Origin of the sequence: Promicromonospora sp. CA-289599 (genome assembly GCF_050936155.1) — a bacterium.
Lineage (GTDB): Bacteria > Actinomycetota > Actinomycetes > Actinomycetales > Cellulomonadaceae > Promicromonospora.
In genome coordinates, this window is record NZ_JBNJNI010000001.1 from 270,005 (window position 1) to 288,096 (window position 18,092).

The 18,092-nt window shown below is 72.0% G+C and carries 19 protein-coding genes; 10 read left to right on the plus strand and 9 right to left on the minus strand.

The annotated features are described in order from the left end of the window. Window positions 1–15: 15 nt before the first annotated feature. Together ACQEVI_RS01165 and ACQEVI_RS01170 are read right to left on the minus strand one after the other, a co-directional pair. The gene (locus ACQEVI_RS01165; protein ID WP_432893819.1) at window positions 16–783 is read right to left on the minus strand and encodes a creatininase family protein; all 768 of its coding nucleotides are present in this window, start codon (window positions 781–783) and stop codon (window positions 16–18) included. Continuing rightward, on the minus strand, window positions 780–1,469 hold the full coding sequence (locus ACQEVI_RS01170; RefSeq protein WP_432893821.1) for a FadR/GntR family transcriptional regulator: 690 nt from the start codon (window positions 1,467–1,469) through the stop codon (window positions 780–782). The genes ACQEVI_RS01165 and ACQEVI_RS01170 overlap by 4 nt, the downstream gene beginning before the upstream one ends. A gap of 55 nt (window positions 1,470–1,524) precedes the next feature. Here ACQEVI_RS01170 and ACQEVI_RS01175 point away from each other — a divergent pair, with 55 nt between their 5' ends. Further along, on the plus strand, window positions 1,525–1,971 hold the full coding sequence (locus ACQEVI_RS01175; RefSeq protein ID WP_432893823.1) for a helix-turn-helix domain-containing protein: 447 nt from the start codon (window positions 1,525–1,527) through the stop codon (window positions 1,969–1,971). 49 nt (window positions 1,972–2,020) lie between these two features. Continuing rightward, entirely contained in the window at window positions 2,021–2,494 is a 474-nt protein-coding gene (locus ACQEVI_RS01180; protein ID WP_432893825.1) for a VOC family protein, read from the plus strand. Window positions 2,495–2,547: 53 nt separating this feature from the next. Here ACQEVI_RS01180 and ACQEVI_RS01185 read toward each other — a convergent pair whose 3' ends face one another. Beyond that, entirely contained in the window at window positions 2,548–3,084 is a 537-nt protein-coding gene (locus ACQEVI_RS01185) for an N-acetyltransferase family protein (RefSeq protein ID WP_432893827.1), read from the minus strand. A gap of 155 nt (window positions 3,085–3,239) precedes the next feature. Between ACQEVI_RS01185 and ACQEVI_RS01190 the strand changes: the two genes are divergently transcribed. The 4 genes from ACQEVI_RS01190 (at window position 3,240) to ACQEVI_RS01205 (ending at window position 6,666) form a co-directional block, all read left to right on the plus strand. Further along, a complete protein-coding gene (locus tag ACQEVI_RS01190; protein ID WP_432893828.1) occupies window positions 3,240–3,563 on the plus strand; it encodes a DUF2277 domain-containing protein in 324 nt (107 codons plus the stop codon). 120 nt (window positions 3,564–3,683) lie between these two features. Continuing rightward, entirely contained in the window at window positions 3,684–5,051 is a 1,368-nt protein-coding gene (locus ACQEVI_RS01195) for a cystathionine beta-synthase (protein WP_432893830.1), read from the plus strand. Window positions 5,052–5,136: 85 nt separating this feature from the next. Then, window positions 5,137–6,303, plus strand: a complete 1,167-nt coding sequence (locus ACQEVI_RS01200) for a cystathionine gamma-synthase (protein WP_432893832.1) — start codon at window positions 5,137–5,139, stop codon at window positions 6,301–6,303. 87 nt (window positions 6,304–6,390) lie between these two features. Further along, the gene (locus ACQEVI_RS01205; protein WP_377133424.1) at window positions 6,391–6,666 is read left to right on the plus strand and encodes a hypothetical protein; all 276 of its coding nucleotides are present in this window, start codon (window positions 6,391–6,393) and stop codon (window positions 6,664–6,666) included. Between the two features lie 35 nt (window positions 6,667–6,701). On the opposite strand, the gene ACQEVI_RS01210 is transcribed toward ACQEVI_RS01205, so the two are convergent. After that, window positions 6,702–6,947: a hypothetical protein gene (locus tag ACQEVI_RS01210; protein ID WP_133249715.1), complete on the minus strand. Its 246-nt coding sequence runs from the start codon at window positions 6,945–6,947 to the stop codon at window positions 6,702–6,704. A gap of 141 nt (window positions 6,948–7,088) precedes the next feature. Here ACQEVI_RS01210 and glgX point away from each other — a divergent pair, with 141 nt between their 5' ends. The 4 genes from glgX (at window position 7,089) to ACQEVI_RS01230 (ending at window position 12,795) form a co-directional block, all read left to right on the plus strand. Then, a complete protein-coding gene (gene glgX, locus ACQEVI_RS01215; RefSeq protein WP_432893834.1) occupies window positions 7,089–9,215 on the plus strand; it encodes a glycogen debranching protein GlgX in 2,127 nt (708 codons plus the stop codon). A 70-nt stretch (window positions 9,216–9,285) separates the two neighbouring features. Next, window positions 9,286–11,052 carry a hypothetical protein gene (locus ACQEVI_RS01220; RefSeq protein ID WP_432893836.1) on the plus strand — a complete coding sequence of 589 codons (1,767 nt, stop codon included), beginning with the start codon at window positions 9,286–9,288 and terminating at the stop codon, window positions 11,050–11,052. 58 nt (window positions 11,053–11,110) lie between these two features. Then, the gene (locus tag ACQEVI_RS01225; RefSeq protein WP_432893838.1) at window positions 11,111–11,971 is read left to right on the plus strand and encodes a PPK2 family polyphosphate kinase; all 861 of its coding nucleotides are present in this window, start codon (window positions 11,111–11,113) and stop codon (window positions 11,969–11,971) included. A 59-nt stretch (window positions 11,972–12,030) separates the two neighbouring features. After that, window positions 12,031–12,795 (plus strand): aspartate/glutamate racemase family protein, encoded by a 765-nt coding sequence (locus ACQEVI_RS01230; protein ID WP_432893840.1) that lies wholly within the window; start codon window positions 12,031–12,033, stop codon window positions 12,793–12,795. 7 nt (window positions 12,796–12,802) lie between these two features. Here the strand turns inward: ACQEVI_RS01230 and zapE are convergent, their stop codons facing one another. The 5 genes from zapE to gndA form a co-directional block, all read right to left on the minus strand. Further along, complete coding sequence (gene zapE / locus ACQEVI_RS01235; RefSeq protein ID WP_432893842.1) at window positions 12,803–13,849, minus strand: cell division protein ZapE; 1,047 nt, start codon at window positions 13,847–13,849, stop codon at window positions 12,803–12,805. Window positions 13,850–13,902: 53 nt separating this feature from the next. Continuing rightward, on the minus strand, window positions 13,903–14,568 hold the full coding sequence (locus tag ACQEVI_RS01240) for an SDR family oxidoreductase (protein WP_432893844.1): 666 nt from the start codon (window positions 14,566–14,568) through the stop codon (window positions 13,903–13,905). Window positions 14,569–14,582: 14 nt separating this feature from the next. Further along, window positions 14,583–15,062: a DUF805 domain-containing protein gene (locus ACQEVI_RS01245; RefSeq protein ID WP_432893846.1), complete on the minus strand. Its 480-nt coding sequence runs from the start codon at window positions 15,060–15,062 to the stop codon at window positions 14,583–14,585. Between the two features lie 169 nt (window positions 15,063–15,231). Next, the gene (locus tag ACQEVI_RS01250) at window positions 15,232–16,536 is read right to left on the minus strand and encodes a carboxylate--amine ligase (protein ID WP_432893848.1); all 1,305 of its coding nucleotides are present in this window, start codon (window positions 16,534–16,536) and stop codon (window positions 15,232–15,234) included. Continuing rightward, window positions 16,533–17,969, minus strand: coding sequence for an NADP-dependent phosphogluconate dehydrogenase (gene gndA / locus ACQEVI_RS01255; RefSeq protein ID WP_432893850.1), 1,437 nt, complete (start codon window positions 17,967–17,969; stop codon window positions 16,533–16,535). The genes ACQEVI_RS01250 and gndA overlap by 4 nt, the downstream gene beginning before the upstream one ends. Window positions 17,970–18,092: the final 123 nt, after the last annotated feature.

The following is an 18,092-nucleotide window of genomic DNA, read 5'->3' on the forward strand; positions in this document are numbered from 1 at the left end:
GGTGAGAGGGCCGGGCTATGCGGCCAGCCACTCCTCGAGGAAGGTGGTGATGCGGCCGACCATGGCCTTGACAATGGCGGCGCCGTCCTCGGCGGTCGCGCGGCGCGGGTCGCCGAGCACGCCGTTGGGGCTGAGCCGGTCGTACGGGAGGGTGAGCGCGGGCTGCGCGTGGTGGCGGGCCGTCCGGGAGACGCCGTCGAGCTGGTCCGGGGTCGTGGTGCCTGGCTCTAGGCGGTCGGTGTGCACCAGGTGCGGTGCGATGTGCAGCATCTGCGCCGTCTCGGCCTCGCCCGAGTGTCCGTGGACGGCGCTCGGGGTCATCGCGGCGACCGCGTCGCCGGCCAGCGAGGTCAGGGGCGACCAGGCGAGCTGGATCCCGGGGTGCGAGACCAGCAGGTCCTGCGCCACGGTCGTCAGCGTCGCGTTGTTGCCGCCGTGCCCGGTCACCACCAGGAACCGCGTCCAGCCGTGGGTGTGCAGGCTCGTCACGTACTCGCGCACGACGGCGGCGAACGTCACCGTCGTCAGCGTCACCGTCCCGGCGAACGCCATGTGGTGCGGCGACACCCCCACCGGGAGCGACGGGCCCACCACCACCCGGCCGGCCAGGTTCGCGGCGACCCGCTCCACCACCGCCTCGGCGCGGAACAGGTCGGTCCCGAGCGCCATGCCCGGCCCGTGCTGCTCCAGCGCACCGGCGGGGATCAGCACGATCGTGCCGCGCGCCGCGGCGTCGGCGGCCTCCCGGGTCGTCATCTCAGCCAGGCGGACCGGCGCGCTCACGACGCCTCCCCGCCGAAGTCCGCCGCCTCCAGCGACTCCCGGATGGTCGTCAGGTGCTCCCGGGTGAGCCGTTCGGCGGCCGCGCCGTCGCCGTCGCGCACCGCCCCCAGTATCTCCAGGTGCTCGGTGTGGTCCCGCTGGCGGTCGTCGTACCGGAACCGGATCTCCGTCTGCTCGGGGGCCCGCACGTGCAGCAACGCCTCCACCGTCTCGCGCAGCAGGCCGTTGCCCGACGCCGCCGCCAGCTCCACGTGGAAGTTCATCGCCGGGCGGAACCCGTGCACCGGGGGCTGCAGCGCCGTCGCCGTGGCGGCCTCCAGACGCTGCAGGCCCGCGGCGTCGCGGGCGCTCGCGGCGAGCGCCGCGATGCCGGGCTCGATGACCAGGCGGGCCTGGACGAGCTCGATCACCGAGGCCCTGGTGATGTGCGGCCGATGCGGGTTGGCCAGCACCGACCGTTCGAGGCCCGGTCCGATGTACGTGCCCGATCCGTGCCGCAGCTCGACCACGCCGGTGGCCTCGAGCCGCCGCAGGGCCTCCCGGACGGTGGGCGTGGTGACGGAGAACCGCTTGGCCAGGTCGCGGGAGGACTCCAGCACGTCGCCGGGTCCGAGGCTCTCGGAGCGGATCAGCTCGACGATGTCGTCCGCCAGCTGCTCCGAGAAGGAGGCTCTACCTTGAGTCATAGAAGTGACTAAATCACTTAGTGATTCTCGCGTCAAGGCGCCGTATGCTGACCGCATGACGTCCAGTACCGTCAGCCGCCCGCGGGCGGGCCAGGCGATGTCCCCGCGCGAGCAGGAGAACCGGCGGCTGCTGCGGGCCCGGGACGCCATCGACCGCGACTACGGCCGACCGCTCGACGTGCCGACCCTGGCCCGCATCGCTCATGTCTCGCCGTCGCACTTCAGCCGCAGCTTCCGGGCCGCGTTCGGCGAGACGCCGCACCGCTACCTGCAGCGGCGGCGCATCGAGCGGGCGATGGCGCTGCTGCGCGACACCCCGGCGCCGGTGACCGACGTCGCGCTGCGGGTCGGGTCCAACAGCCTCGGGACGTTCAGCCGCACGTTCCGCGACGTCGTCGGCGTCTCACCGAGCGAGTACCGGCGCCGCACGCGCCCGGTCGTGGCACCCGTCTGCTTCACGAAGAGCTGGCTGCGGCCCGCCGACCGGGCCGTCCCGGACTGAGCAGTTTCGGAGAAGCGCACCCCACCGGTGCCGCCGTAGCGTGACGGACATGTTCCAGAACATCTCCATCACCGCCGTCCACGTCCTCGACCAGGACGAGGCCCTCGACTTCTACGTCGGCAAGCTCGGGTTCGCCGTGAGCAACGACGTCGACATGGGCTTCATGCGCTGGCTGACCGTCTCCCTGCCGGCCGACCCCGACCGCCACCTGCTCCTCGAGGTGCCGGGGCCGCCCTCGCTGAGCGAGGAGGTCGCCGCCCAGGTCCGGGACCTGCTGACCAAGGGCGCGCTCGGCGTCGCGTGCATCCTCACCACCGACGACTGCCGCGGCACCTACGCCGAGCTCAGCGCCAAGGGCGTCGAGTTCACCGAGGAGCCGGTCGAGCAGCCGTACGGGATCGACTGCGCCCTGCGCGACCCGTTCGGCAACCACATCCGGATCACCCAGCCGGCCACCGGCCCGGTGGAGGTGACCGACGAGGACATCGCCCGCTGGGGCGGCGGCGCGCAGCCGAACAGCTGACGCACTGGCCGGGGCTCAGGGCTGCCGGGCGATCTGTTCGGGGCGCCGCCGGGTCACCGGGGTGACGAGGATGCCCTGCCGGCCCGCTCGCGCAGGTCGAGCCACATGATCCGCAGCCCGACGTCGCCCAGCTCGGGGTGCCGGAACGCACCGGGCGCTACCCCGAGCGTCACGAAGCCGAGGCTCTCGTAGAGGTGGACGGCACCGGCGTTGGTGTCGACCACGGCATTGAACTGGATGGCGGCGAACCCCTCTGCGCTCGCCCAGCGGATCATGTCCTCGACGAGCGCCCGGCCGGCGCCGGTGCCGCGCACGGCCCGGTCGACCATGATGCTGCCCGAGGCGATATGACTGCCCGGGCCCGGCCGGTTGGGGTACATGTTCGCGGTGCCGACCACCGCGCCGTCGCGCACCGCGACGACCACACGCACCGGTGCGTCCAGCCAGGCCGCCCGGGCCTGCGCCTCGGTCATGGCGGGGTCGTAGGCGAACGTGTCGGCGGCGCGCACGACCTCGCGCACGATCGGCCAGATGTCCGGCCAGTCCTCGGCGGTGGCCCCGCGCACGGTGGTCACGGCAAAAGGTTGCATGCACCCACCCTGCCGCACGGCGGGCCGCTCCCGCCAAGGCTTACCCGGAGGTTGAGCACAGCAGCTGCTGCCAAGAACGGGGCCCTCGTGGCAGCAGCTGCTGTGGTCGACGTCGCCCCCTCCCGCCGCGCCGCAGCCCGGCGTACGGTCGGAGCATGTGCCGAAACATCACGACGCTACGCGGCCTCGAACCGGCCGCCACCGACGAGGAGATCACCGCCGCCGCGCTGCAGTTCGTGCGCAAGGTCACGGGCGTGACCAAGGTGAGTGACGCCACACGCGAGCCGGTCGAGCAGGCCACGCAGGAGATCACGGAGATCGTGACGCGCCTGCTCGACGCGCTGCCGGAACGCCGTCAGCCGCCCAAGACGGTGCCTCCGCTGCGCCGCCCGGAGGTCCAGGAGCGCATCGCGCAGCGCATCAAGGAACGCGAGGAGCACGAACGCATGCACGAGCTGGGCATCGCGCACTCGCACTGAGCGGTTCGGGCCCCTACAGTTGCCGTGTGCTTGCACCGCTCACCTGTTGCTGTCGCTGACCCCGGACCCGTCCGTCGTCCGCGCGTATCGTCGCGCGCCCAGCAACAGGAAGAAACACAGGTGCAGTACGCCAATTCCGTAGTAGACCTCGTCGGCAACACGCCCCTCGTCCGGCTCCACCGGGTGACCGAGGGCGTGACCAGCGCGACCGTGCTCGTCAAGCTCGAGTACCTGAACCCCGGCGGGTCGTCCAAGGACCGCATCGCCGGCCGCATCATCGAGGCGGCCGAGCGGGAGGGCAAGCTCAGGCCCGGCGGCACCATCGTCGAGCCGACCTCCGGCAACACCGGCGTGGGCCTCGCGCTGGTCGCCCAGCAGCGCGGTTACCGGTGCGTCTTCGTGCTGCCCGACAAGGTGGGCAAGGACAAGCGCGACGTGCTCACGGCGTACGGCGCCGAGGTCGTGGTGACGCCGACGGCGGTCGCACCCGACAGCCCCGAGTCGTACTACTCCGTGAGCGACCGGCTGGTGCGCGAGATCCCCGGTGCGTTCAAGCCCGACCAGTACTCGAACCCGAACGGCCCGCGCTCCCACTACGAGACGACGGGCCCCGAGATCTGGCGGGACACCGAGGGCAAGGTGACCCACTTCGTGGCAGGCGTCGGCACCGGCGGCACCATCACGGGCACGGGCCGATACCTGCGCGAGGTGTCCGACGGCGCGGTGCGCATCATCGGCGCCGACCCCGAGGGCTCCGTGTACTCGGGCGGCACCGGCCGCCCCTACCTGGTCGAAGGTGTCGGCGAGGACTTCTGGCCGACCGCCTACGACCCCACAGTCCCCCACGAGATCATCGCCGTGAACGACGCCGAGTCGTTCGCGATGACCCGGCGCCTGGCGCGCGAGGAGGGCATCCTGGTGGGCGGGTCCAGCGGCATGGCCGTCGTCGCCGCGCTGCGCGCCGCCCGCGACCTCGGCCCCGACGACGTCGTGGTGGTCCTGCTGCCCGACGGCGGCCGCGGCTACCTCGCCAAGATCTTCGACGACACGTGGATGCGGTCCTACGGGTTCTCCCCCGCGATCGAGGACCACACGGTCGCCGACGTCCTGGCCGCGAAGGCGGACCGCACCCCGCCCCTGGTCTTCGTGCACCGGACCGACACGGTCCGGGACGCCATCGACCGGATGACGCACACCGGCGTCTCGCAGCTGCTCGTACTCGCCGCCGAACCACCGGTCGTGCTCGGCGAGGTGGCCGGTGCCGTGCACGAGGACGACCTGCTCGACGGCGTGTTCGCGGGCACGGTCAACCTCTCCGACGAGGTGGGCGGGCTCATCGGCAGGCCGCTGCCGCTCGTCGGCGTCAACGAGCCCGTCGGGGCGCTGCGCGCGGCGCTCGCGACCGACAGCGCCCTGCTCGTCACCGACGGCGGCAAGGCGCTCGGCGTGGTGTCGCGCTCGGACCTGCTCGACTACCTCGCCGTCTGACCCACCGCGCCGCCCGCCCGGGCCCGCCCACTCGCCGCACCTCCCCGCATCAGCTCGCAGCACTGACCCTCGAAGAGAGAGCACCATGACCGACATCCGACCCAACCGCTTTGACACCCTCGCGATCCACGCGGGACAGCACCCCGACCCGACGACCGGCGACGCGATCCCGGCCATCCACGTCACCTCCACCTACGCGCAGGACGGCATCGGCGGGCTGCGCGGCGGGTACGAGTACTCGCGCGGGGGCAACCCGACCCGGACCGCGCTGGAGGAGCAGCTCGCGGCCATCGAGGGCGGCACCCAGGGCATCTCGTTCGCGTCCGGCCTCGCCGCCGAGGACGCCCTGCTGCGGGCCGTGCTCGCGCCCGGGGACCACGTGCTCGTGCCGAACGACGTGTACGGCGGCACGCACCGGCTCGTCCGCACCATCCACGGCAAGGCCGGCGTCGAGCACACGACGGTGGACACCGCCGACCTCGACGCCGTCCGCGCCGCGATCCGGCCCGAGTCCAAGGTGCTGTGGGTCGAGACGCCGTCGAACCCGCTGATGAAGATCAGCGACATCCCCGCGCTGGCCGGCCTGGCCCGGGAGGCGGGCCTGCTCCTGGTCGTGGACAACACGTTCGCGTCGCCCGCCCTCCAGCGCCCGCTCGACCTCGGTGCCGACGTGGTGGTGCACTCCACGACCAAGTACCTCGGCGGGCACTCCGACGTCGTCGGCGGGGCGGTGGTCGTGGCGAACGGCGGCGAGGAACTCGCCGAGCAGGTGCGCTACGTGCAGTTCGCAGCGGGCGCGGTGTCCAGCCCGTTCGACGCGTTCCTGACCACGCGGGGCATCAAGACCCTCTCCGTGCGGATGCAGCGCCACTCCGAGAACGCCCAGACGCTCGCGGAGCGCCTGGTCGAGCACCCTGCGGTGGCCCGCGTGCTCTACCCCGGCCTGCCCGAGCACCCGGGTCACAAGACCGCCGCGCACCAGATGTCGCGCTTCGGCGGCATGATCTCGCTGGAGCTGGCCGGCGGCGAGCGCGCCGCACGCACGTTCGCCGAGTCGACCCGGGTCTTCCTGCTCGCCGAGTCGCTCGGCGGGGTCGAGTCGCTGGTCAACTACCCGAGCGAGATGACGCACGCCTCGGTGCGCGGCACGGAGGCCGAGGTGTCGCCGTCGATCGTCCGCCTGTCGGTAGGCCTGGAGGACGTGACGGACCTGCTGGACGACGTCGAACAGGCCCTCGACCACATCCGTTGAGTGCTGGGTATTTGCCCTCTCGGAGCGCTCGGGAGGGCAAATCTCACTCACTCAGCGCTTGATCTGGCGGGCGCTAGTCTGGCGGGCGTGAGCGAACACGCGCCCGTCAGCGCTGCCATGCACCGGGCCAAGGCAGATGCCCGCGCCTCCCACGTCACCGTGGGCCTCGTGCGGCACCTGGCCGGCGACCGCGAGGAGATCGACTGCTCCTGCGGTATGACGCTGACCAACGGGCCGCAGTGGTCGCTCGACGAGCACATCCGCCTGCACAGGGCAGAGGCGCGCTACCTGGCCCTGAGCCAGGTAGCGCCGGCGGGCATGCCACGCCTCATCCCCGTGGGCCCGGGGCGGCTGCCCCGCTGACGGGGCCCTCGGCACGGCCCCTTAGGCGAGGTCCGTCAGAGCTCCTCCGGGTCGTCCCAGGACACCCCGCTCGAGGATCCGGAGATCGGGTCGAGTGCGCAGTCGGCGAGGTTGCGCGGCGCCTTGGAGGCGTCTCCGCCGCCGAGCAGGCCCCGGCGGGTTGCGGCGCGGCGGACGGCCGGCGGCGCGATACGTGCATAGAAAGCGTTCGACTCGTCGACCAGATCGGTCGGACCTGAGTCTGCGGGCTCGGTGGCGGGCTGGGGTTCCCCCGTGATCATGAACACATTCTCGCAGAAACCGGGGCGGCTGCACATCCGCTTGGCACAGTATTTCTAATCCTCGCCAAGCCTCCACCGCGACGGCACGCCCAGCACGCAGATCTCCCCCCACCTACCCCGCCGGGGTGTGATGATCGTCGGATGCAGACCTGGCCAGGGCGCCCCTACCCCCTCGGCGCGACGTTCGACGGTACGGGTACCAACTTCGCGCTCTACTCGTCGGTCGCCCAGCAGGTGGAGCTGTGCCTGCTGGCCGACGACGACACCGAGACCCGCATCGCCGTCACCGAGACCGATGCGCACGTGTGGCACGTCTACCTGCCCGGCGTCGGCCCCGGCACGCGGTACGGGTACCGCGTGCACGGGCCGTACGACCCGGCGTCGGGCCACCGCTGCAACCCGGCGAAGCTCCTGCTCGACCCGTACGCCAAGGCGGTGGACGGCGACCTCGACGGCGACCCGGCCCTGTTCTCGTACTCGTTCGACGACGTGGAGCAGACCACGACGGGCACGACGCCGGAGTCTTCCGACTCCCTCGGCCACACCATGGTCTCGGTGGTGGTCAACCCGTTCTTCGACTGGGGCCACGACCGTCCGCCGGACACGCCGTACCACGACACCGTGATCTACGAGGCGCACGTCAAGGGCCTCACGATGCGCCACCCCGACGTCCCCGACGAGATGCGCGGCACGTACGCGGGGCTCGCCCACCCCGCGGTGATCGAGCACCTGACCACGCTCGGCGTCACGGCGATCGAGCTGATGCCGGTGCACCAGTTCGTCACCGACCCGTCGCTGGCCGCCAAGGGCCTGACGAACTACTGGGGCTACAACACCATCGGGTTCTTCGCCCCGCACAACGGGTACGCGGGCTATGGCACCCGCGGAGAGCAGGTCATGGAGTTCAAGTCCATGGTCAAGGCGATGCACCAGGCAGGCATCGAGGTGCTGCTCGACGTCGTCTACAACCACACCGCCGAGGGCAACCAGCTGGGCCCCACCCTGGGCTTCCGTGGGATCGACAACGCCGCCTACTACCGGCTCGTCGACGGCGACGAGGCGCACTACTTCGACACCACCGGCACCGGCAACTCGCTGCTCATGCGCTCCCCCGCCGTGCTGCAGCTCATCATGGACTCGCTGCGCTACTGGGTCGAGGAGATGCACGTCGACGGGTTCCGCTTCGACCTGGCGGCGACCCTGGCCCGCCAGTTCCACGAGGTCGACCGGCTTAGCGCCTTCTTCGACATCGTGCACCAGGACCCGGTGATCTCCCAGGTCAAGCTGATCGCCGAGCCCTGGGACCTGGGCGACGGCGGCTACCAGGTGGGCGGGTTCCCGCCCCTGTGGACCGAGTGGAACGGCCGCTACCGCGACACCGTGCGCGACTTCTGGCGCGGGGAGCCGTCCACACTTCCGGAGTTCGCCTCCCGCCTGACGGGGTCGAGCGACCTGTACGAGCACAACGGCAGGCTGCCGATCGCGTCGATCAACTTCGTCACGGCCCACGACGGCTTCACGCTCGCCGACCTCACGTCGTACAACGAGAAGCACAACGACGCGAACGGGGAGGACAACAAGGACGGCGAGAACCACAACCGGTCCTGGAACTGCGGCGTCGAGGGGCCCACCGACGACCCGGAGATCCGGGAGCTGCGCGCCCGGCAGCGCCGCAACCTGCTGGTCACGCTCATGCTGAGCCAGGGCGTGCCGATGATCGCGCACGGCGACGAGATCGGGCGCACCCAGGGGGGCAACAACAACGTCTACTGCCAGGACAACGAGCTCGCGTGGATGGACTGGGAGCTGGACGACGAGGGTGCGGCGCTGCTGCAGTTCGCCCGGCACGCCGTCCGGCTGCGCCGCGACCACCCGATCCTGCACCGCCGCCGGTTCTTCGACGGCAGCGGGACGGAAGCGCTCGGGGACATCGAGTGGCTCGACCTCACGGGCGAGCGGATGGACGACAGGGACTGGCACCAGTCGTACGCCAGGACCGTCGCGGTATTCCTGAACGGTGACGCGATCTCGGAGACCGGCGGGCGCGGCGAGCGGGTCGTCGACGACTCGTTCCTGCTGCTGCTCAACGCCCATTCCGGGGCCCTGGACTTCACTCTGCCGCCCGGTACCTACGGAAAGGCCTGGACGGTGGTGCTGGACACCGACGGCAGCGCCGAGCCCGGAACGGTGCTGGACGCCGGTACCGGTCTCACCGTGACGGGACACAGCGTCGTGGTGCTGACCCGCCCGAGCGGAACAGCGGGCTAGGCTGTCCGGCGTGACCGGACCGAGGAGTGGAACCGGGGGAATCACACCACCGCCCCGACCGGGGCCTGACATGCCCGTTCCCGGGCCGAGGCCGGTGGTGTGGGCCCCGCGCGCGCGTGTCATCGAGGTGCTCGTGCCGTACGACCCGCAGGACGAGCCCGAGCACATGCCGCTGCGCCTCGTCGGTGCCGGCGAGCCCGGGTACTGGGGCGCCGACAGCGTGCTCGGGCACGGCACCGACTACGGCTACTCGGTCGACGGCGGCCCGCTGCTGCCCGACCCGCGGAGCGTGTGGCTGCCGCAGGGCATCCACGGACCCACCAGGGTCTTCGACCCGGCGTTCGAGTGGACCGACGGCTCGTGGTCACCGCCTGACCTCACCACGAGCGTCCTCATGCACGTGGACGTCGAGACGTTCACCCCGGAGGGCACGCTCGACGCCGCCGCGGCGCTGCTGCCGACGATCGCCGAGCTCGGGGCCGACGGCGTCGAGCTCGCGCCGGTCGCCGCGTTCGACCCCGCCGTCGGGCCGACGCGCGGTGTGCGCCTGTACTCGGTGCACGAGCCCTACGGCGGCCCGCGTGCGCTGCAGCGCTTCATCGACGCGGCGCACGCCGTCGGCCTCGCCGTCGTGCTGGACATCCCCTACCGCTGGGCCGTCGCGGACGAGCTCGGGCTGGAGGCCTACGGGCCGTACCTGAGCGGGGGCGGCCGGCCGCGGCCGCCGCGCTCCGACGTCGGCGACGCCGGCGAGCACGCACTGCAGGCGATGCGCCCCCGGACCGGCCAGGTGCCCCTGGACCGGCCGCGGACGGGCCCCATCCAGCTCCGCACGGGACAGGTGCCGAGCATCGGCACGCGGGCGGGCAAGGTCCCGTCCGCCCCGACGGTCCGCACCGACTTCGTGGGCGACCGCATCAACCTCGACGGCAGCGGCAGCCGCGGGCCCCGCGACTTTCTCGTCGACGACGCGCGGCACTGGCTGCGCGAGTACCACGTGGACGGCCTGGTGCTCGACGTCGACGCCCTCGTCGACCGCTCGCCCACCCCGTTCCTGGGTGAGCTCGCGGACTACGTCGTCGGGATGGGCGAACAGCTCGACCGGCGCTTCAGCCTGCTCGTGGACGGCCCCGGCCGGAGCGACCGGCTGACCACCATCCTGCTGCGCATCCTGTCCGGGCCGGGCAAGACCGAGGACATCCAGGCGCTGCAGATGCTCGCCGACCTGGTGCACCCGTCGGTGCGCCGCGCGACCCGCCAGAACAGCCAGAACAGCGGGCGCCGCACCCGGGTCCGGGCCGGCGCGAGCGTGGTCGAGGACATCACCCGGCTCCCCGCCGCGCAGCTCACGGTGCCGTGGGCGGGCGAGGAGAGTCCCGCGACGGCCCTCCTGGGGGTGGACGACGTCGACATCCGCTCCAGCGTGCTCGCCACCGTGATCCTCGCGGGCAACCCGCTGGTGCTCGACACCGTGCACGCACCCGTGGTCCCCCGCAACGAGAACGAGCGGCGCCTGGTGCGCTGGGCACGCGACCTGATCTCCATCCGGCACGACATCAGCGAGGAGCTGGACCTGCCGCTGGAGATCCGCTCCACGGCGGACCGGTCGGTCATCGCGGTGCTGCGCGGCAGCCTGGCGTTCGTCCTCAACACCGGCCACGGCCTCGCCGCGCTGCGCCTGGGCAGCCTGCTGCGGCCGGCCGAGGGGGCGGGCAAGGCGCCGCTCCCCGGGGCGTTCAAGCTCGCGGCGGCCTGGGAGCCGGGTGCCACCCGGCTGGTGGGCGACACCCTCACGGTGCCGCCCCGGATGACCGCCGTGCTGCGCGCGGACAGCTGACCTGCGAGCCTGGGTTCCTGGCGCCGGCGTCGGCCGGTCCCGCGAAGGAGGCACCACGATGGCGAAGAAGCCCGAGAAGCTGTGGAAGACCTCGGCGGACGACGCCCTGCGCTGGGTGCGCGGGACCGACCTGACCGCCATGGACCAGTCGGCCACGCCCGGCTGGTCCGGCAAGAAGGCGGACGGCGAGGAGCTGCTGGCGGCGCGCGGGCCGGAGCTCGCGGAGCTCCAGGAACGCCTCTTCGCGCACGGCCGTACCGGTGGCGACCGGTCGGTCCTGCTGGTCCTGCAGGGCCTCGACACCGCGGGCAAGGGCGGGATCGTGCGCCACGTCGTCGGCATGGTGGACCCGCAGGGCGTGCAGCACAGGGGGTTCGGCGTCCCGACCGAGGAGGAGCAGCGGCACGACTACCTCTGGCGGGTCCGCAACGCGCTCCCCCGCCCCGGCTACCTCGGGGTCTTCGACCGGTCGCACCACGAGCAGGTGCTCGTGGTGCGGGTCAACCACCTCGAGCCGCCAGAGACCTGGCGCAAGCACTTCGACGAGCTCAACGAGTTCGAGGCGGAGGTGGCGGCGTCGGGCACCCTGATCGTGAAGGTGGCCCTCATGGTGTCGGCGGACGAGCAGAAGGCGCGCCTGGCCGAGCGGCTCGAACGGCCCGACAAGCACTGGAAGTACAACCCCGGGGACATCGACGTCCGCACCAGGCTCCCGGAGTACCTGGCGGCGTACCAGGAGATGCTCGACCGTACCTCCACCGAGGTGGCGCCCTGGTACGTCGTGCCGGCGGACCGGAAGTGGTACGCCCGCCTCGCGGTCACCGAGCTGCTGACGGGTGCCCTGCGGTCCCTGGACCTGGGCTGGCCGCCGGCCGACTTCGACGTCGAGACCGAGAAGGCCCGCCTCGCGGCCAGCTGACCTGCGGTTCACCCGCTCCGGGGCGCAACGTTCCTCGGACGTCGCCCGTCTTTAGGGACATGAGCAACCACGCAGTGGTACCCCCTGTCGTCGGCGTGCTGGGCGGAGCGGGGCCGCTCGCGACGGTCCTGTTCACGGAGCGTGTGGTCCGGCTGACCGACGCCGCACGCGACCAGGACCATGTGGACATGATGGTGCTGCAGCACGCCACGGTCCCGGACCGGACGGCGTTCGTGCTGGGGCGCTCGCCCGACGATCCCGGCCCGGTGCTCGCGGCCGACGCGCGGCGGCTCGCCGGGGCGGGGGCCGACTTCCTCGTCCTGCCGAGCAGCACGGCGCACGCGTTCGCCGGCGCGATCGCCGCGGCGACGCCGGTCCCGCTGCTGTCCGCGGTGGACGTGACGGTGTCCGCGGTGCTCGCGCGCGAGACCTGGACCGGCCGGCTCAGCGGGCCGCGGCCGGAGGCCGTCGGCCTCCTCGCGACGGAGGGGACCATCGCGTCGGGCGTCTACGCCGACGCCTTCGGCGCCCGCGGCATCAAGACCCTGGTGCCGGACGTCGCGGGCCAGGCGGCCGTGACGTCCCTGGTCTACGACGGCGTCAAGGCGGGCCGCGGCGGTGACCTGACGGCCCTGGTGGGCGTCATCGCCGACCTGCGCCGGCGCGGGGCCGCTGCGCTGGTGCTGGGGTGCACCGAGCTGTCGGTCGCGGCGGAGGCGACACCCGCGCACCTCCTGCCCGGCGTCGTGCTCGTGGACTCCCTCGACGAGCTGGCCCGGGCGACGGTGCTGCGTGCGGGCCGCCGGCTGCGCGCGGACGAGTAGGGAGGCGTCAGAGGAGCTTGCGGCCCTCTTCGGCCAGCGCGCCCAGGCGGGACAGCGCCCGGTAGTACTTCTTGCGGTACCCGCCGGCGAGCATCTCCTCGGTGAACAGGCCGCGGGTGTCCGCCGACCCGCCGAGCAGCACCGGCACGTCCCGGTCGTAGAGACGGTCCACGAGCACCACGAGGCGCAGCGCCACCTCCTGCGCCGTCACGGGGTGCACCCCGGTCAGCGCGACGACGGAGACGCCGTCGAGCAGCGCGCCGTACCGGCTGGGGTGCACGGTCGCGAGGTGCGCCAGCAGGTCGTCGAACGCGTCGAGCGTGCCGCCCGGCCGGTCCGCCGCGGCGACGACCTCTGCCTCGGTCAGCGGCTCGGAGTCGGTGACGACCTCGCGGTGGCGGTAGTCCGGGCCGTCGACCCGCAGGGTCTCGAAGCGGTCGGAGAGCGCCTTGATCTCGCGCTGGAAGTCCTGGGCGGCGAAGCGTCCCTCACCGAGCGCGTCGGGCAGCGTGTTCGACGTCGCGGCGAGCGCCACGCCCCGGTCCGCGAGCTCTCGCATGAGGCGGGACATGATGGTGGTGTCGCCCGCGTCGTCGAGCTCGAACTCGTCGATGCAGACCAGCTTCTTGGTCGCCAGCGCGTCGACCGTGGCGTGGAACCCGAGCGCCCCGACGAGGTTGGTGTACTCGACGAAGGTGCCGTAGGCGGCCTTCCCGGAGCCGAGCGCCTCGCCGACGGCGTGCGCGAGCGAGGTGAGCAGGTGCGTCTTGCCGACGCCGAAACCGCCGTCGAGGTAGACCGCCGGCGCCACCTTGCGGCGGGTGAACAGGCCGCGCCTGGGGGCGGTGATCTCCGCGGCGATCTCCTGGAGCCGGGCGAGCGCGCGGCCCTGGCTGGGGTGTGCCGGGTTGGCGCGGTAGGTCGCGAAGCGGGCGTTCGCGAAGTGCCGCGGCGGCACGAGATCGGTGACGAGCCTGTCGACAGGGACCTGCGGTCGGACGGCGCACAGGGCGGTCGTCGCGGTCTGGCTGTGGACGGTGGCGGTGGTTGTCACGAGGCAAGAGATTACCGGCGTCGTGGTACGTGGGGCGTGCCGCGAGAGCAACGTCACACGTGCAGGACGGCGGGTGCGCCGGGGTCGTCCAGCAGCTCACCGAGGGCCCGCACCACCTGGGCGGGGGCCCTGGTCTGGGCCGGGTCCTCGTTGCGGTCGTCGCCTGCGACCGCATGGTCGATGACGAGCTCGTGGAAGCGGACGGGCGGCACAGCACCGGCCCGCTGGGCCTCCAGGCGCAGCACCTGGACCAGCATCGCCAGACCGGCTCCGGTGACGCTGACGGCGCCGGACCCGGCCATGGCCTCGCGGGACGCCGCGCCGTTGAGCACCACGTAGGGGTCGCCCGGTCCGAGCAGCGGCGCGAGTGCGCGTGCGGCGTCGAGGTGCGCCGTGAGGTGGGACGCCAGCGTGGCGGACCACTCGGCCGGGTCCAGGTCGAGCAGGTCCGGACCCTTCTGCCAGCCGCCGATCGACGCGACCACAGCGCCGGGCAGCGGGACGCCGGCCCGGGCGCAGGCCTCGCGGACGGCGTCCGCCTGGGCGGCCGGGTCCGCGCCGAGCACGGGGATCACGCTGGGCTGGACGGTGACCCGCTCGGGCAGCGTGTGGCGCGCCACGGCGAGCACCGCGCGGCCGTCGGCAGCCAGGCCGCGTGCGACCCGGCTGCCGACGAATCCGCTCGCCCCGACGACGAGGACGGGACGGGTGCTGTTCATCAGCTCAGGCTAGGTCAGGCGGCAGCGGACTGCGGCAGGGCCTTGGGGTCCGGGCCGTACTGGTTCGGACCGGGGGTGCCTGCGCCGGCCTGCCACACGAGCAGGATGATCGTGCCGACGAGCGGGACCAGGTGCAGGAAGTACCAGAAGCCGGACCGGTCGGTGTCGTGCAGGCGGCGGACGCTCACGCCGATGGTCGGCAGGAGCAGCGCGAGCGCGACGAGCGACGTGATGAGCTGCCCGATCGCCAGCGAGGTGGGCATCGCCGGCGGCGTCGTGCCCACCACGGCGGCCTCCATGGTGGCGGACGTGAAGGCGGTGAGGCCCGGCACGATCAGCGCGACATAGAGGACCGTCAGCACGATGAAGTAGGCCAGGTAGTACCACCAGAACTCGGAACGCCGGGCGCGCCCGTTGAAGACCGCGTACTTGGACAGCACGGTCTTGATCGACTCGATGAACGACATCGGGGTGAAACCTCTCTCACGATTCATGCCAGAAATATCCAGCAAGTGCGCACACAGTGTCCCGATCAGCCACACAGTGCGCAAGGCTTAACTTCGGGCAGAACTACCCATCGGTGACGGCGCCCCCGGAAACGCCGGATGCCCAGGCCTCCGGGGTGGCCTGGGCATCCGAGACGGTGACGCGACAGCGGAGGGGTCAGTACCCCGTCGCCGTCGGCTCCGGGTAGTACTGCGCGTACTTGCGGCGGTAGTTCTGCGTGATCGCCTCGACGATGAGCCGGCGCTTGAGGCCGGAGTCACGGTCGTACTTCAGGGGGTTGATCACGTCGCCGCTGGCCTTGAGCGCCTTGATCCGGGTCTTGAGCTCCGGGTCGAGCACGTACTTGGACAGCAGGCCGTACGGCACCACCGTGTAGAGCACGTCGTGCACGGCCCGCACAGGGCGGATCGGCCGGTGCAGCACCCAGTCCTCCACGAGCACGCGGGCCACGTTGGCCCCGCCCGCGGTGACGTAGTAGTTGTTCCGCCCGATGCGGGGGTTCACCTCGAAGTACACGTGCTGCCCCGTGCGCGGGTCCAGCTTGTAGTCGAAGTTCGCGAACCCGACGTAGTTCGTGGCGTCGAGGAAGCGAGTGGCTGCCTCCATCGCGTCGTCGTACGCCTCCACCAGGATGGCGGCCGGGATACCCAGCGTGCCGGGCGTGTGCTCCTCCAGGAGCACCCGGCCGGTCGCCAGAAGTGTCACCTCGCCCGACGTGTCGCGGTAGGCGGTCAGGGACCGCATCTGCGTCTCGTCGCCCGGGATGAACTCCTGCACCAGGAACGTGCCGGGGAACTTCGCGTCGGCGAGGTGACCCAGGATCACGTCGAGCTCCGCGCGGGAGTCGATGTGATGGATCTTCTTCTTGCCGGGGAAGTCCACGTAGTACCACTCGGCACTGTTGGACGGCTTGCCCACCACCGGGTACTGCAGGTCCACCTCGAGGGCTGCCACGGCGGCCCGCCCGCCGTCGGCCACCAGCTTGGCGACGTCGACCGCCACCGTCCGCGGCGTCGGGATGCCGAGCTGGTCGCACACCTGCGCGAAGCCCTCCTTGCTGCTCACCTGCTCCAGGACCGGCAGCGACGGGTACGCCAGCACGTAGCCGGCGGCCTCCAGGCGCTCCCGGTGCACGATGAGCGTGCGCACGTGCCAGTCGGCGTTGGTCAGCAGGACCAGCACCTTGTCCCGGTGCTGCTGCGCCAGGCCCTCGAGGGTCGACAGGAGCACGTCCACCTCGTCGATGCCCGGCACCACCACGTTGTCGACGATCGCCGAGTCCTGCATGGCACGGGTGGCGACCTTGGACAGCACCACGGAATGGGTGCCGTACTGCTCGTGGAACGCGCGCGCGAGGGCGTACATGCCGACGTCACCGCCGATCCCCACCACCATCAGGTCCGGGACGGGAACCTCCCCGCCGCCGCCTACGAGCCCCTTGTCCGCGGGGAAACCCCTCACGCCTCAGCCTCCGTGCGGTCGCCGGACCACTCGGTGTGGAACGTGCCCTCGCGGTCGACCCGCTTGTAGGTGTGCGCGCCGAAGAAGTCGCGCTGCGCCTGCACCAGAGCGGCGGGCAGCCGCTCGGCGCGGACGCCGTCGTAGTACGCGAGCGAGGAGGAGAAGGCGGGCGTCGGCACGCCGTTCTGTGCCGCACCGGCCACCACGCGGCGCCATGCGGGCAGGCCGCTCGCGACGGCGTCGGTGAAGTACGGGTCGGCGAGCAGCAGGGGCAGGGCCGCGTCGCGCTCGTAGGCCTCGGTGATCCGGTTGAGGAACCGGGCGCGGATGATGCAGCCACCACGCCAGATGCGGGCCATGGCGCCACGGTCGATCGCCCAGTCGTACTCGGCGGCGGCCGCCGCGATCTGGTCGAAGCCCTGCGAGTAGGCGACGACCTTGGAGGCGTACAGGGCCTGGCGGACGTCCTCGATGAACGCGTCCCGGTCCTTGACCTCCCACTCGGCCGCGTGGGCCGGCAGGGCGGCGAGGCCGGCGGTGCGCTGCGGCACCGAGCCGGACAGCGCGCGGGCGAACGTCGCCTCGGCGATGCCGGTGATCGGCACGCCCAGGTCCAGGCCGTTCTGCACGGTCCAGCGGCCCGTGCCCTTCTGCTCGGCCTGGTCCAGGACGATGTCGACGAACGCCTGGCCGGTCTCGGCGTCCACGTGCTGCAGGACGTCGGCGGTGATCTCGATGAGGAACGACTCGAGGTCGCCCGTGTTCCACTGCGCGAAGATCTGGCCGATCTCGGCCGCCGTCGCACCCAGCCCCTGACGCAGCAGGTCGTACGCCTCGGCGATGAGCTGCATGTCGGCGTACTCGATGCCGTTGTGCACCATCTTGACGAAGTGGCCCGCGCCGTCTGAGCCCACGTAGGTGCAGCAGGGAACGCCGTCCACCTTCGCGGAGATGTCCTCCAGGATGGGGCCGAGCGACGCGTACGACTCGGGCGTGCCGCCCGGCATGATGGACGGGCCGTTCAGCGCGCCCTCCTCGCCGCCGGAGACCCCGGTACCGACGAAGTGCAGGCCGTGCTCCTTGAGGGCCGCCTCGCGCCGGATCGTGTCCGGGAAGTGCGCGTTGCCGGCGTCGACCACGATGTCACCCTCCTCCAGAAGGGGCACCAGCTCGTCGATGACGGCGTCCGTGGGACCGCCGGCCTTGACCATGATGACTACCTTGCGCGGGCGCTCGAGCGACGCGACGAAGTCGGCGAGCGACTCGCTCGGCACGAACTCGCCGTCGCTGCCGTGCTCCGCCACCAGGGACTCGGTCTTGGCGTACGAGCGGTTGTGGACCGCCACCGTGTAGCCGTGACGTGCGAAGTTCCGCGCGAGGTTGCGACCCATCACCGCCAGCCCGGTGACGCCGATCTGTGCTGTGCCTGACACGTTCTTGCTCCTTAAGAAGTGGGTACGGGCCGGCGTACGTGCGAGACGTGCCGTGACCCGCGACCAGCCTAGTGGGCCGGGGTCGCGGTAGCGCCGCGCCGTCCGCCGGGCGGGCAGATCACG